Genomic DNA, 13,638 nt, shown 5'->3' with positions numbered 1-13,638 from the left:
CTTATCATTCTTCTTAGCCAAGTGCATTCACACAGTCTACAAACTGGTGACCACGCTCACTGTAACCCTTAAACATATCAAAACTGGCACATGCAGGTGACAACAGTACCACATCGCCGGACTGCGTATTTTTCTGCGCCAGCTCTACAGCTTCCTGCAGACTTGCTGCGTGACGTAATTCAACCGTCCCTGCAATGGCCTGTTCAATCACAGGACTGTCTTCACCAATCAGGATCGCAACTTTGGCATACTGCCCCAGTGAATCACGCAGTGCAGTAAAATCCTGTCCCTTACCCTGCCCACCTAAAATAATCGCAACTTTCCCCTGCTGAACTTCAATGGCGGCACCAAGACCATCCAGTGCTGCGAGCGTTGCTCCAATATTGGTGCCTTTAGAGTCATTATAATAACGGACACCATGCAGTTCTTTGACAAATTCACAGCGATGCTCAAGACCCTTAAATGTCTTCAGGGTTTCCAGCATTTTTTCCAGTGGTAAGCCGATTGCCTCACCCAGTGCCAAACATGCTAAAGCATTGGCAACGTTGTGTGTACCCTGAATATACATCTCAGAACTTTTCAGCAAACGTTCACGACCACGGGCAAGCCAGATCGTGCCATTGTCTTCACGCAGGATTCCGTACTGATTCAGATCAGGAGCATTCAATCCAAAACTCTGCATTGGTGTGATATCAGGAACCAGTGGACGGGTCAGTGAATCATCGCGGTTATGCACCACTTTTTTGACACCCTGGAAAATACGGTGTTTGGCTGCATGATAGCCTGCCATATCACCATGACGATCCAGATGATCTTCACTCATATTCAGAACCACGGCAACTTCTGCATTTAAATTTGAAGTGGTTTCCAGCTGAAAACTTGAAAGCTCCAGAATATACAGATCAGGATCATCTTTGGTCAGATCAAGTGCAGGACGTCCAAGATTACCGCCCACTGCGACTTTAATTCCCGCATCCTGTGCCATTAAGCCCATTAAAGTAGTCACCGTACTTTTCGCATTGGAACCAGTAATTGCCATCACTGGCTTGTCCGTTGCACGGCGCAGAATCTGAATTTCACTCACGACAGGAATACCCTGAGCAATTGCAGCCTGGATTTCCGGCAGTTTCGGGTCAAGCCCTGGACTGATAATGATTTCTTCAGCCTGTAACAGCAGTTCCTGATCAAACTGTCCAAAACGGGTCTGAACCTCGGCTGGAATCTGATCATGTCCAGGTGGCGTCGGTCTGGAGTCTGTCACCGCAACCTGGTAGCCTTTACCATGCAGAAAATTAACTGCTGCAACACCTGAAATTCCAAGTCCTGCGACGACTTTTAGACCACCACGCTGTATTAACATGCTTACCCCATATCCAAAGGTTTTTTAAACTGACAAAATGTTAGCACTTTGCCGTTTTGAAAGCTTTTTCTGTTTTGACTGATTCAGCCTTTTTTTGTGTCATCGCGTAAAAAAACCGTCATAAATGACGGTTCTTTTCATAACGTTACTGTTCAGCCGGAACTTACTTCCATTTTACAGCCTGAACTTCTGTTTTTTTTGCAGGTGCATCATCTGTACTGCACCCGCAACCGCCACCACAACCCATCACCATTGCAGGTTGCAACCAGTCCGCCAGGCGTACCCAGCCTTTTCTTCGGCAGAACTGAGACAGTTTCATAAATACTGTATATGCCGACTTTGGAAAGACTTTCTTAAATACAAAGATCGCACTCCATATCACCAATGCGGTAACAATCAATAATTCAACCATCTCAAGCTCCCTCGCTTAAAGACCGAAATAGTTCGTTGCAATCTGATAGGTCAGGAATGACATCAGATATGCCAGACCAAACAGATATGCCGTCATACCCGCTACTGTTTTCCATGAACCTGTTTCACGTTTTACAGTCGCCAGTGTTGCCAGGCAGTGTGGTGCATAAATAAACCAGACCAGCAGAGACAGACCGGTCGCCAGTGACCAGCTGAGATCCCCCTGACTGATCAACTGAGATAAGCCCTGAGTGACTGCATCTTCATCCGTTGCAGACAGTGCATAGACCACACCCAGTGATGCCACCAGCACCTCACGCGCTGCCATTGCAGGAATAAGCGCAATACAGATCTGCCAATTAAACCCAAGCGGGGCAAAAATCGGCTGCATCAGATGCCCCAGCATCCCCGCAAAGGAATAATCAATTGCGGGTAATGTTCCACCTTCTGGTGGCTGTGGGAATGTACACAGGAACCACAGCAGAATTGAAAGTGCGAAAATGATACCACCAACACGTTTCAGGAAGATTCTGGCACGATCCAGCAGACCAATCCACACACTCTGAATATCAGGAATACGGTAACTTGGTAACTCCATCAACAAAGCATACTGTGATTTGTCCTTCTGGAAAAATTTCAGTACAAATGCCACCAGCAGCGCACTCACAATGCCTGACATATACAGAGCAAACAACACCAGCCCCTGCAGATTGAACAGTCCCCATACCGTCTGCGATGGAATGAATGCACTGATCAGCAGCGCATAGACAGGCAGACGGGCAGAACAGGTCATCAGCGGTGCCACAAAAATGGTTACCAGACGGTCACGCGGGTCACTGATACTGCGGGTCGCCATCACGCCTGGTACTGCACAGGCAAAGCTGGACAGTAAAGGAATAAAGGCACGACCACTTAAACCTGCCTTGAACATCAGTTTATCCAGCAGGAAAGCTGCCCGTGGCAGATAACCCGATTCCTCAAGCACCAGAATAAAGAAGAACAGGATCAGAATCTGTGGTAGGAACACCACAACACCGCCCGCCCCTGCAATGATTCCATCCACAACCAGACTGTTCAGCAAAGGCTGGGCAATAAACTGACCGACCGTTTCACCCAACCATGCAAATGCATCTTCGATCAGGGTCATGACCGGTTCAGCCCAGGCAAACACCGCCTGGAATACAATGAACATCATTACAGCCAGGCTGATCAGTCCCAGCACCGGATGTAAAAAAATCTTATCCAGGAAGTCAGTACGCTTGTCTTCTTCATCCACATAAGCCACAACATCTTTTAAAAGCTGTGCAACTTTTTCATGAATGGCGCCATTCAGGCTGACATCGCTCAGTGAAGAATCCGGTTTACGGAATTTCTCCTGATCCAGTGCACCCAGTAGGCTTTCGATACCTGAATTACGTACAGCAACGGTTTCTACAACAGGAATACCCAGACGCTGCGCCAGTTTTTCAGTATTGATCTGCATACCGCGACGACGGGCTTCATCCACCATGTTCAGTACAAGCAGAACTGGTTTACCCTGCGCAATCACTTCCAGCACCAATCCCAGGTGCAGTTTCAGGTTGGTCGCATCAACCACACACAGAAAAGCATCCTGTTCCTGTTCATCTGCAATTTTCCCCAGTACTACATCACGGGTAATCGCTTCATCTGGACTGGTGGCATTCAGACTGTAAGTCCCTGGCAAATCCAGAACACGTACAGCTTTGCCTGAAGGCAGTGTAAATGCTCCGACCTTACGCTCTACCGTAACACCCGCATAGTTGGCAACTTTCTGGCGTGTTCCGGTCAAGTGGTTAAATAATGATGTTTTACCGCAGTTCGGATTTCCTACCAAAGCGATTCTTAACGCTGCGCTCATGCAGGAACTCCTTCAGCATGTGGGTTAATTTCAATTTTCTCTGCTTCTGCCTTACGTAAAGCAAAACGGGTAAAACCCACCTGAATTAAAATCGGATCGCCACCAAAAATACCTTTGGTAATGACCTGTACTTTTGTACCTGGGACAAAACCCAGCGTTTCAAGGCGGCTCGCAACCATATCTGGCTGATCTGACTGTTCGTCCCCGATTCGATTGACCCGAGTAATAACAGCAGCATGCTTCACTTTCAATTCTGACAAACGCACTGCAACTGACCCTGAAATAATTCGTCTATTAACGATCCATTATACATACAAATGAGAATAGTTACCAAATAAGCCTCATAATAATTCTCATTCAGCCACACTGAAATCGACAATCCAGCTGTTCTGCTTTACAGTGATAAAAAAGCACAAGAAATAATGGAAATTTCACTTTTATGCTGAATAAAAAGCCACGTGTTCCAGCTCCGGTCAACATTCCTGAACCGCTCAGTTTTTTACAGGGATTCCGGGACTGGCTGGTTGCTCAGACGGTCAGCCCGCATACCCGAAATGCCTATCTGTCAGACCTGATTCATTGCAGTCAGTACGCCACTGTCAGCCTGCCTGACTGGAGCAGTGAACATATTTCGGATGTTCTGCTTGAACTGACCCGTCAGGGGAAAAGCCCAAGATCCATTGCACGGACACTTTCAGCACTGCGTTCTTTTTATAAATTTCTCAGAGAGCAGAAGCTTCGCTCCGATAACCCTGTTGCAATACATAAAACACCAAAACTTGGACGTGCTTTACCCAAAGATCTGTCAGAGCAGGATGTGGAAGCCCTGATTCAGGCACCAGACACAGAGACAGCACTGGGACTGCGTGACCGTGCCATGTTTGAAGTGCTGTATGCCTGTGGCTTACGTGTCACTGAACTGATCAACCTTCGACTTGAACTGATTAACCTGAAACAGGGTTATCTGCGTATCACAGGTAAAGGTAATAAAGAACGCCTGGTTCCCCTGGGCGCTGTTGCCTGTGAATGGATTGAAAATTATCTGAACACCGCCAGACCTGTGCTGTATAAATCATCGACTGACTATCTTTTTCTGACCCAGCACGGCGGCATCATGAGCCGTCAGAACTTCTGGTACGCAATTAAACGTTATGCTTTACAGGCAGGCATCCAGGCAGATTTATCACCGCATACCCTGCGTCATGCTTTTGCAACACATTTACTGAATCATGGAGCAGATCTCAGAGTTGTACAGATGCTGCTGGGACACAGTGACCTGTCCACCACACAGATTTATACTCATGTTGCACAGATCCGTATGCAGCAACTGCATGCTGAACACCATCCACGGGCATGATTCCTCGACTTAGGGATATAAAACCATGAAGTGTTAGGGGCAGAAACTTTTTTTTGATATGCTAGTGCACCTGTTTGATATAAAGCAAAAGAAAAAGGGTCCTTTATGGCATTTACCCGCTCAAAGATTTTTATGGCATGCGTACTGGCTTCTGGTCTGACACTGACTGCATGCTCAAACGCAAATAATGAAGACAAAAAACAGAATACTTTAACCGCAAGTGCGCCTGCGACTGGGGAAGCATCCACACTGACGGAACGTAATGCAGGTCAGCGTCTGATCAGCACATTACAGCAGAATTTCAAAACCGCTGGCGTGAACGCTAAAGTACTCGATGTCAAAGCGACTGAAGTTCCCAGCCTGTACTGGGTGACACTGGAAGGCATGTCTCCGGTTTATGCCACTGCCGACGGTAAATTTATCATTCAGGGTGATGTTATCCGCCTTGGAGATAAAGAACTGCACAATGTCAGTGAAAGTCTTCAGGCTGAAATCAACAAAAAACTGTTTGCTCAGCTGAAAACTGAAGATCTGCTGACTTATAAAGCCAAAGGCAAAGCAAAACACGTCGTATATATCTTTACCGATGCTAGCTGTCCGTACTGCCACAAACTGCATGAACATATGGGTGAAATTACCGCCAAAGGTATTGAAGTCCGTTATATTGCATGGCCACGTGGTGAACAGTTCATGCCTGCCATGGAAAGTGTATGGTGCAGTGCAGACCGTCAGGCTGCTTTCGACCAGGCTATAGCAGGTGTACAGCTGCCACCGGCAACATGTAAAAACCCGGTTCGTGAACAGTATCAGCTTGGTCTGAATATTGGTGTAAACGGCACACCTGCTATCTATACGGCAGATGGTCTTTACTTAGGTGGTTACCTGACACCTGAAGAACTGGACAAACGTTTAAATAAATAATTTTTATAAGTTAACTTACTGTTTTTTATAGGTGAAGAGATTCTGATTTCTTCCCTGGAGTCAGAGCTTTTTTTTAGCTATGATCTCAGATTCACTTATAATTGCTGAAATAAATGGAGTGTGACGTGAAACCAGTTCGTCTGGCAATCCTCGGTCTTGGTACCGTAGGTGGTGGTGCCCTTAAACTACTACAAGAAAATGCTGCTGAAATCAGACGTCGAACCGGTCGTGAAATTGAAATTACCCATGTGGGTACACGTCGTCCACGCCCCGATTTAAATCTGCCTGACAGCGTTAAACAAAGTGCAGACCTGATGGAAATTGTCCGTCAGCCTGACGTCGATGTGGTTGTTGAAGTGATGGGTGGCATTCACCCAGCTTATGAAGTCATTATGGAAGCCATCAAACATGGCAAACAGGTTGTGACTGCCAACAAAGCCCTGCTCGCTGAACATGGTAACGAACTGTTCAAGGCAGCCGATGACCATCATGTACAGATTGCTTATGAAGCGGCGGTTGCCGGTGGTATTCCTATCATCAAAGTCATCCGTGAAGGTCTGGCTGCCAATAAAATTGAATGGCTTGCGGGCATCATCAACGGTACCGGCAACTTCATTCTGACCGAAATGAGTGAAAAAGGCCGTGCTTTTGCAGATGTACTGAAAGAAGCTCAGGAACTTGGTTATGCAGAAGCTGATCCGACTTTCGATGTGGAAGGGATTGATGCTGCGCACAAACTGACCATTCTGGCGTCATGTGCATTCGGTATTCCACTACAGTTCGACAAGGTTTATACCGAAGGTATCACCAAAGTCACCGCTCAGGATGTAAAATATGCTGAGGAACTGGGTTACAACATCAAACACCTGGGCATTGCACGTCGTACTGCAAGCGGTATCGAACTGCGTGTACACCCAACACTGATTCCTGCTGAAGAACTGATTGCCAATGTCAACGGCGTAAAAAATGCGGTGCTGGTTCAGGCAAACGCTGTTGGTCCTACGCTTTATTATGGCGCAGGTGCGGGCGCAGGTCCGACTGCTTCTGCTGTGGTTGCGGATGTCGTGGATATTGTCCGTGACATTATCTACACAGAAGATGGTTCAGGAACAATTCCTCAGCTGGCATTTGAAGCATTGTCTGATCTGCCAATTCTAAGCAGTGATGAGATGACGACGGGTTATTACATCCGTATCAATGCCGAAGACCAGACAGGCGTACTCGCTGATGTCACGACTATTTTAAGCCGTGCAGGTATCAGTATTGATGCCATCATGCAGCAGCCGCGTCTGAAAGATCTGATTCCGATTGTGATTCTGACCGATCCAGTCCAGGAATCAAAAATGAATGAAGCTTTAGCTCAAATTCAGGCTTTACCTGTGATTCATGGCGAAATCGTACGAATTCGTTTAGAATTGCTTGATAATTAATCGGGTTGAGGTGGATTTTCTGTCCACCTCACCAGGCTCTACACACAATTGGAACATCATCATGTCTAATGACAATCGTTATACTGGTTTAGTTGACCGTTATCGTGACCGTTTACCAGTGTCTGCAACTACTCGCGCGATCTCCCTGGGCGAAGGAAATACCCCACTGATCAAGCTTGAGAACATTCCACGCATTATTGGTAAAGATGTTGAAATCTATGTGAAGTACGAAGGCTTAAACCCGACTGGTTCATTTAAAGACCGTGGTATGACCATGGCTGTAACCAAAGCTGTTGAAGCGGGTTCTAAAGCAATCATCTGCGCATCGACAGGAAACACTTCTGCTGCTGCTGCTGCATACGCTGCACGTGCAGGTATCAAAGCATTCGTTCTGATTCCTGAAGGCAAAATTGCCATGGGTAAAATGGCTCAGGCACTGATGTACGGTGCGATCACCATGCAGATCCGTGGTAACTTCGATGACGGTATGCGTCTGGTAAAAGAAGTTGCAGATCAGGCTCCTGTGACGATTGTGAACTCAATCAACCCTTACCGCCTGCAGGGTCAGAAAACGATTGCCTACGAAATTGTGGAAGCTTTAGGTCGTGCACCTGACTATCACTGCCTGCCTGTAGGTAATGCCGGTAACATCACTGCACACTGGATGGGTTATACCGAAGCTGTTGCCAATCAACCGAAAGATCAGTTTGAACAGGTCGTTTACGACGCTGAAACTGATAAATTCACAGGACCAAACCCTGAAGGCCGCCCTGTTATGGTTGGTTATCAGGCTGCTGGCGCAGCACCGTTCCTGCGTGGCGCTCCAGTTGAAAACCCTGAAACTGTTGCAACTGCAATCCGTATCGGTAATCCACAGAGCTGGAACCATGCTAAAGCAGTGGTACGTGATTCTGAAGGCTGGTTCGATGAACTTCAGGATGCTGAAATCCTTGATGCACAGCGCATGCTTTCCATGTACGAAGGTGTCTTTGTAGAACCTGCTTCTGCTGCATCTATCGGTGGTGCAATCCGTGATATTAAAGCAGGCAAAATCAAAGAAGGTTCTGTGATTGTCTGTACCGTAACAGGTAATGGTCTGAAAGACCCTGATACTGCAATTAAACAGTGCCAGGATGCGGTTATGCTGACTATTGATGCAACAATGAATGACGTGAAAACATCCATTCTGTCAAACATGTAAAATATCATCATAAAAAAAGCCCTGCATAAGCAGGGCTTTTTTTATCTGGTTTATAACGCTGAGTAAATCATGAACCAGAACCATCAATAAATATTAAATACGTTTTGGTAACTGACTGACCCAGTTCATCAGGTTTGTCGCATCATTGGTACGAGCCTGTGAAGAACTTGCACCAAGCAGAACCACAACTGCCGGACGGTTATTAACCGTTGTATGCATTACCACACAGCGTCCTGCTTCATTGATATATCCAGTTTTGGAGATATTGATGTTCCAGCCACCGTTACGTACCAGTGCATTGGTATTGTTCGATTTTAAAACGCGATAACCCAGGTTGAAGTCATAATGTGCTGTTGTAGAGAACTGACGGATCAGACCGTACTGTGAAGAAGCACTGACCAGAATTCCCAGGTCACGTGCCGAAGCAATATTACGTACATCGAGTCCAGTCGACTCAACATAATGAGTTGAATTCATACCCAGCTGACGCGCTTTGGCATTCATTGCAGCAACAAATGCAGAACGTCCACCTGGATAGGTACGTGCAAGTGCAGCAGCAGCCGGATTTTCAGATTTCATCAGTGCCACCAACAGCATTTCAGCACGGTTCATGGTATCTCCGGCTTTTAATGTTGAACTGGAGTTCTTACCACCCGCACCGGCGAAATCAATCTGCTGCAAAGTAATTTCTTCAGACATGTTCAGTCTTGCATCTGCAGTCACGACCGCTGTCATCAGTTTGGTAATGGACGCAATTGGCAATGCCGTATTGGTATTTTTACTGTACAGCACCTCACCGGTCTGCGCATCCATGACCAGTGCTGCACGGGCATTTACCGAAGGCTGACTGGAATAGCTTGAGGTATCAGCAATATAAGCTGCCTTTGGCGCTGAAGTACTGACAGCACCGCCATTGCGTACAGAAGTTGTCACTTTGGTCGAACCCTGAGGTGAAAATTCCTCAGAGCTGTTCAGACTTGCTACAGAAGCATCACCATTCAGTAACTGACTCGCCTCTTCTGACGACCAGCTGAGTGTTGCCTGCCCCGAATTAGTCTGCCCAGGATTGACCACCAGTTCTGCCATACCAGCCGTGCTGATACTCAGAAGAACGGACATCCCCAGTACATGCGTTAAAAATTTTCTGGACTTTTTCACAATAATTTACTCAACTCAGCGAGGCAGTTTACATTTGCGTAATACCTCTAATATGCCTTACATTTAGTGAATACAGAAAGGTGAGCTGACTCGCATCACCCCGACTGTATAACTATTCCGTTTAATATCAATAATAGCATTGCTAATTTTGTCGTTTCATTGCAAGCTTATTTTGCGATATGTAACAAAAAAGATGATTTTTTAGCGAGCAGAAGAACGAAGGAGGGAGCATAAGGTGATCACAGTATTAGTGGTGGATGATCATGAACTGGTCCGCACAGGCATCTGCCGGATGCTGGAAGACCATAGTGAAATTCAGGTGATTGGTCAGGCCGAATCTGGAGAACAAGCCATTAATTTAGTCCGCCAGCACCATCCGAATGTTGTCCTGCTTGATGTCAACATGCCAGGTATTGGTGGTGTGGAAACCACACGCCGCCTGCTTCAGACTGCTCCTGACACTAAGGTGCTGGCTGTCAGTGGACTTGCCGAAGAACCTTATCCTTCGTTGCTGCTGAAAGCAGGTGCAAAAGGTTATATCACCAAAGGTGCACCCGTAACCGAAATGGTACGTGCCATCAATAAAGTGATGCAGGGTGGTAAATACTTCAGCGCAGATATTGCTGAACAGCTTGCCAGCTCTTATTTATCAGATACCCAACAGTCTCCGTTTGATGCACTTTCAGAACGTGAAATGCAGGTTGCGATGATGGTGGTCAACTGTATCAGTGCGCAGGAAATTGCCGATAAACTGTTTGTGAGCGTAAAAACGGTCAATACTTACCGTTACCGTATTTTTGAAAAACTGAACCTGGACAGTGATGTTAAGCTGACCCACCTGGCCATCCGATACGGCTTAATCAAACCCTGAATTGTCTTTTACTGAAACGTCCACATGATCCAGAACTCACTCACTTCAGAAATGAATCAATATCATCTGGGCATGTGGTACGCTGCATACCGTATGATTATTTCATGCTGTATGTTACTGATTTTTATTATCACCTCTGTACAGCTGGCATCAGACTATCAGCATCCACAGCTTTACTTATATACATTGATCGGTTATTTCCTGATGGGTTGCCTGCAACTGATCGGGATGAAAAATATTCCTGTTCATATTACCCAGCAACTGACCTGGATTTTTGTGGTCGATGTTGCAGTCCTCAGTCTGCTGACCTTTGCTGCCAATGGCCCCAATCTGCATCTGAGCCTGCTCTTTGTCATCACTATTTTTGCAGCTTCTTTATTACTGAATTCAAGAAAAGCGCTGGTGATTACACTGATTGCCGTGATCAGTGTCATTTATCAGCATTTTATCAGCAGCCTGTTTGCCCTCAGCTCATTAAACAATATTGGAAACAGCGTACTGCTCGCCATTATGTTTTTTGTTGTGTACGGCTGTGGGCTGGTAGCCGTCCGTCGCTTCCAGATTCTGGAAACACTGAATTTTCACCAGTCCATCGAACTGGACCGCTTACAGAATATTAACCGCTACATCCTGGAACAGGTGGAGATGGGTTATCTGGTACTGGATGAAAACTGCCATGTGGTGCTGAGTAATCCTGCTGCCTGCACCCTGCTGGGTATCTCTCCGCTGTATGCCTTTAATATTTATCCACTGTATAAATTACAGCCCGACCTGTTTGATATTCTGAAGTTTGATCAGTTACAGAATGGTGAAAAATTCCAGTTTGAATCACAGTTCAGCAGTTATCTGGTGCATATTGAAGTACAGAAACTGATTGTGCCTCACCAGACGCTGACACTGCTGGTGCTTCAGGATGCACGGCGTATCAATCAACAGGTTCAGCAGCTGAAACTGGCTGCACTGGGACAGCTGTCTGCCAGTATTGCCCATGAAATCCGAAACCCTCTTGCTGCTATTGCACAGGCCAATGTCCTGTTTGCCGGCAGTGACGCAGAGCAGCAGCAAAGTCTGAGCCAGATGATCAGCCGGCAGACTCAACGGATTGATAAAATTATCAGTGATACACTCAGTATGGTGCGCAACAGGGAAACCCATCCGACTGAAATTCAGCTTCCGACCTTTATTCCTCAGTTTATTAAAGAAGATCTTTCAGACATCTCCCAGAAAATCCGCTGTCATCTGCAAAGCAGCGACCTGACTGTCTGCTTTGATGAATCACAGCTCAGACAGGTACTGATCAACCTGATCCGCAATGCAATCCGGCATAATGCTCCCGATCAGAACTGTATTGAACTGGTCATACAGGCTGAGGGCAAAAACATTCAGATTGACGTCCGTGACTATGGTTCTGGCGTTGCCTTGCAGGATATTGCCTACCTGTTTCAACCATTTTTCAGTACCGAAATTACCGGAACTGGTTTAGGATTGTATCTATCACACAGCTTCTGCGAAGCCAATCAGGCTAAGCTGAGCTATGTAGAACAAAAACAAGGGGCTTGTTTCAGGATTGAATGCCCACGCGTTTATTTAAATTAATTTTATCGGGGTGTTACAGTGGATTTAAAACCACTCGTTTTGTTGGTGGATGACGAAGTAGATTTATGCGTGCTCATGGAAATGACCCTTGCACGCATGGGGATTAAAACACACATCGCACACCGCCTTTCAGAGGCGAGACAACTGCTTTCAGAACATCAGTATGATGCATGTCTGACAGACCTGAATCTGCCTGATGGCAATGGTCTGGAGCTCGTCAATCTGATCTCGCAGCATTTCCCACAGCTTCCAGTGGCAGTGTTGACTGCTTATGGAAATATGGAAATTGCGATCGCAGCACTGAAAGCCGGTGCCTTTGATTTTGTCAGTAAACCTGTCAATCAGAAGCACCTGGAACAGTTACTTGAAAAAGCACTGAACAAGCCTGTTGAAAAAAGCAGTGTCCCTGAATCTGATCAGCTCGAACACCGTATGCTGATTGGTCAGTCACTGCCGATTCAGCATCTGCGTACAACACTGAAAAAAATTGCCCGCTCCCAGGCACCTGTGTTTATTACGGGTGAATCCGGTACGGGTAAAGAAGTTGTTGCCAATCTGATCCATCGGCTCAGTAACCGCTGTGAAGGCCCTTTTATTGCGATCAACTGCGGTGCGATTCCTGGCGACCTGATGGAAAGCGAACTGTTTGGCCACAAGAAAGGCAGTTTTACCGGTGCAACCCAGGATAAACAAGGCTTAATCCAGTCTGCACATGGCGGCAGCCTGTTCCTCGATGAAATTGCTGAACTGCCTTTAAGCATGCAGGTCAAACTGTTACGCGCTGTTCAGGAAAAGCGGATACGGCCTATTGGCAGTGAAGCAGAAATTGATGTCGATTTCCGGGTGATCAGTGCCAGTCACCAGGATCTGGAAGAACTGGTTCAGCAGGGCAGATTCCGTCAGGATTTATTTTTCCGTATTCACGTCATGGATCTGGTACTGCCTGCACTGCGCGAACGTGGAAGCGATATTTTACTGCTGGCGCAGCACTTCATTCATAAAATCTGTAAAGAATGGGATATTGAAACCAAGCCTCTGACAGAAAGAGCCCGCCAGTTCCTGCTGGAACAGTACTATCCGGGCAACGTCCGTGAACTTCGCAATATTATTGAACGTGCCATCACGCTCAGTGATGACAGCCAGATTGATCTTCAGCATTTACAGAGTGCGCCTTTACGTCAGTTCTCGGTAAAACCACTGCAAAGCAGCAGTGAAACTGAAGAAACAGCACCTCAGACAGTCAGTGAGCCTGTCGTTTCTTCCACACGGAAGTTACCCGAGGAAGGTCTGGAACTTCACCTGGAAAAGGTTGAAAAAGAAATTCTGATGAATGCTTTGAATCTGACCCACTGGAACAGAACACTGGCAGCAAAAAAACTGGGAATGTCTTTCCGTTCTTTGCGCTACCGCCTGAAAAAATTTGGACTGGACAGCGACGAAGACTGATTTCTCAG

At 46.5% G+C, this 13,638-nt stretch carries 12 protein-coding genes; 7 read left to right on the top strand and 5 right to left on the bottom strand.

The window, feature by feature from the left end; translation table 11 throughout:
* Window positions 1-13: 13 nt before the first annotated feature.
* From murD to CDG60_RS02050, 4 genes are all read right to left on the bottom strand, one after another.
* Window positions 14-1,360: a UDP-N-acetylmuramoyl-L-alanine--D-glutamate ligase gene (murD, locus tag CDG60_RS02065; RefSeq protein WP_087513584.1), complete on the bottom strand. Its 1,347-nt coding sequence runs from the start codon at window positions 1,358-1,360 to the stop codon at window positions 14-16.
* A gap of 163 nt (window positions 1,361-1,523) precedes the next feature.
* Window positions 1,524-1,772, bottom strand: coding sequence for a DUF6587 family protein (locus CDG60_RS02060; protein ID WP_087513583.1), 249 nt, complete (start codon window positions 1,770-1,772; stop codon window positions 1,524-1,526).
* 15 nt (window positions 1,773-1,787) lie between these two features.
* A complete protein-coding gene (gene feoB, locus CDG60_RS02055; RefSeq protein WP_087513582.1) occupies window positions 1,788-3,650 on the bottom strand; it encodes a ferrous iron transporter B in 1,863 nt (620 codons plus the stop codon).
* A complete protein-coding gene (locus CDG60_RS02050; protein ID WP_087513581.1) occupies window positions 3,647-3,916 on the bottom strand; it encodes a FeoA family protein in 270 nt (89 codons plus the stop codon). The genes feoB and CDG60_RS02050 overlap by 4 nt, the downstream gene beginning before the upstream one ends.
* Before the next feature lie 173 nt (window positions 3,917-4,089).
* On the opposite strand from CDG60_RS02050, the gene xerD reads away from it, so the two are divergent.
* The 4 genes from xerD to thrC all read left to right on the top strand — a co-directional run bounded on the left by xerD (window position 4,090) and on the right by thrC (window position 8,559).
* Window positions 4,090-5,007 (top strand): site-specific tyrosine recombinase XerD, encoded by a 918-nt coding sequence (gene xerD, locus CDG60_RS02045; RefSeq protein WP_087513580.1) that lies wholly within the window; start codon window positions 4,090-4,092, stop codon window positions 5,005-5,007.
* A gap of 105 nt (window positions 5,008-5,112) precedes the next feature.
* Entirely contained in the window at window positions 5,113-5,928 is an 816-nt protein-coding gene (locus tag CDG60_RS02040) for a DsbC family protein (RefSeq protein WP_087513579.1), read from the top strand.
* Window positions 5,929-6,053: 125 nt separating this feature from the next.
* Window positions 6,054-7,358, top strand: coding sequence for a homoserine dehydrogenase (locus CDG60_RS02035; RefSeq protein ID WP_087513578.1), 1,305 nt, complete (start codon window positions 6,054-6,056; stop codon window positions 7,356-7,358).
* 61 nt (window positions 7,359-7,419) lie between these two features.
* The gene (gene thrC / locus CDG60_RS02030) at window positions 7,420-8,559 is read left to right on the top strand and encodes a threonine synthase (protein ID WP_087513577.1); all 1,140 of its coding nucleotides are present in this window, start codon (window positions 7,420-7,422) and stop codon (window positions 8,557-8,559) included.
* A gap of 93 nt (window positions 8,560-8,652) precedes the next feature.
* On the opposite strand, the gene pbpG is transcribed toward thrC, so the two are convergent.
* The gene (gene pbpG, locus CDG60_RS02025) at window positions 8,653-9,717 is read right to left on the bottom strand and encodes a D-alanyl-D-alanine endopeptidase PBP7/8 (RefSeq protein WP_160116952.1); all 1,065 of its coding nucleotides are present in this window, start codon (window positions 9,715-9,717) and stop codon (window positions 8,653-8,655) included.
* A gap of 235 nt (window positions 9,718-9,952) precedes the next feature.
* Between pbpG and gacA the strand changes: the two genes are divergently transcribed.
* The 3 genes from gacA to CDG60_RS02010 all read left to right on the top strand — a co-directional run bounded on the left by gacA (window position 9,953) and on the right by CDG60_RS02010 (window position 13,630).
* The gene (gacA, locus tag CDG60_RS02020; RefSeq protein ID WP_087513575.1) at window positions 9,953-10,588 is read left to right on the top strand and encodes a response regulator transcription factor GacA; all 636 of its coding nucleotides are present in this window, start codon (window positions 9,953-9,955) and stop codon (window positions 10,586-10,588) included.
* A gap of 24 nt (window positions 10,589-10,612) precedes the next feature.
* Entirely contained in the window at window positions 10,613-12,184 is a 1,572-nt protein-coding gene (locus CDG60_RS02015) for a sensor histidine kinase (RefSeq protein WP_087513574.1), read from the top strand.
* A 75-nt stretch (window positions 12,185-12,259) separates the two neighbouring features.
* Window positions 12,260-13,630: a sigma-54-dependent transcriptional regulator gene (locus tag CDG60_RS02010; protein WP_406565304.1), complete on the top strand. Its 1,371-nt coding sequence runs from the start codon at window positions 12,260-12,262 to the stop codon at window positions 13,628-13,630.
* Window positions 13,631-13,638 lie beyond the last annotated feature (8 nt).

The sequence above is a fragment of the Acinetobacter chinensis genome (genome assembly GCF_002165375.2).
In the GTDB taxonomy this organism is placed as follows: Bacteria; Pseudomonadota; Gammaproteobacteria; order Pseudomonadales; family Moraxellaceae; genus Acinetobacter; species Acinetobacter chinensis.
Note: the sequence above shows the minus strand (reverse complement) of the source record. Positions and strands in the feature narration are given on the sequence as shown.

Excerpts from the sequence above, each read along its gene's own strand:
- murD (WP_087513584.1), bottom strand. The coding sequence starts at position 1,360 with ATGTTAATACAGCGTGGTGGTCTAAAAGTCGTCGCAGGACTTGGAATT.
- CDG60_RS02060 (WP_087513583.1), bottom strand. The coding sequence starts at position 1,772 with ATGGTTGAATTATTGATTGTTACCGCATTGGTGATATGGAGTGCGATC.
- feoB (WP_087513582.1), bottom strand. The coding sequence starts at position 3,650 with ATGAGCGCAGCGTTAAGAATCGCTTTGGTAGGAAATCCGAACTGCGGT.
- xerD (WP_087513580.1), top strand. The coding sequence starts at position 4,090 with ATGCTGAATAAAAAGCCACGTGTTCCAGCTCCGGTCAACATTCCTGAA.
- CDG60_RS02040 (WP_087513579.1), top strand. The coding sequence starts at position 5,113 with ATGGCATTTACCCGCTCAAAGATTTTTATGGCATGCGTACTGGCTTCT.
- thrC (WP_087513577.1), top strand. The coding sequence starts at position 7,420 with ATGTCTAATGACAATCGTTATACTGGTTTAGTTGACCGTTATCGTGAC.
- CDG60_RS02015 (WP_087513574.1), top strand. The coding sequence starts at position 10,613 with ATGATCCAGAACTCACTCACTTCAGAAATGAATCAATATCATCTGGGC.
- CDG60_RS02010 (WP_406565304.1), top strand. The coding sequence starts at position 12,260 with ATGGAAATGACCCTTGCACGCATGGGGATTAAAACACACATCGCACAC.